This window comes from Micromonospora echinofusca, from assembly GCF_017614955.1.
Lineage (GTDB): Bacteria > Actinomycetota > Actinomycetes > Mycobacteriales > Micromonosporaceae > Micromonospora > Micromonospora echinofusca_A.
In genome coordinates, this window is record NZ_WVUH01000695.1 from 1 (window position 1) to 852 (window position 852).

The 852-nt window shown below is 78.6% G+C and carries 1 protein-coding gene; it reads right to left on the bottom strand.

All coding sequences use genetic code 11. The features are described 5' to 3' along the window. Window positions 1-842, bottom strand: an 842-nt coding sequence (locus GSF22_RS33940) for a helix-turn-helix domain-containing protein (RefSeq protein ID WP_208817965.1), incomplete at its 3' end; no start/stop codon positions are given. Window positions 843-852: the final 10 nt, after the last annotated feature.

An 852-nucleotide genomic window follows, 5' to 3' on the forward strand; every position in this document is an offset into this window, starting at 1 on the left:
CCCCGGGCCCGGTGGCAGGACGCCAGGCGTACCCCCAGCACCACCTGGCGGGCCGCCTGCCGGGCCTGCTCGGCGGCGGTCGCCGCCGCCGCGATCTGTCCGCCGGCGAGCAGGGTCGCCGCCACCGTCCGGTGGAGGGTGACCACCCGGGCCGGGTCTGCCAGCACAGCCAGGGCCAACGCCGCCTCGGCGGCCTCGGCCGCCGCCTGCCCATCGTCGAGTTCGGTGTGCAGCACCGCGAGCCCGGCATGCAGGGTGAGCAGCACGGCCGGGTCGGGATAGCCCTCGCGCAGCAGCCCGTCCCGGGTCTCCGCGACCACGCAGGTGGCGTAGCGGGGGTCGCCGCCCCGGCTCAGCACCTCCGCCCGGGGCACCACCGCCTCGGCCCGGACATGCGGCGGGGCCGACGCCAGCAGCACCTCCGCCCGCTCGACCTCGACCGCCGCCGACGCCGTGTCACCCCGCCCCAACGCGAGGTCGGCCAGGCCCAGTCTGGCCCGGGCGACCAGCACCGCGTCGTCGAGCACGGTCGCCGCCTCGACCACCTCCCGGTAGCCGGCCGTCGCACCGGCCGGGTCGGCCACCCCGAGGCAGTCCGCCTCGACCAGCCGCAACTGGAGCCGGACCGCCTCGGCCGGCGAACGCCCGGTGACCAGCTCGACCGGGGCGACCCCGAGCCGGTCGGCGAAGTGGGCGATGGCGTCCCCGGAGGGCACCCGCCGGCCGCTCTCCACGGCGGACACGTAGGCGGCGGTGTACCGGGGCTCGGCCAGCGCCCGCTGGGTCATCCCCCGGGCCGCACGCAGCCGCTGGATCCGGGCACCCAGCTCGGGTCCCGGCACCGTCACGCTC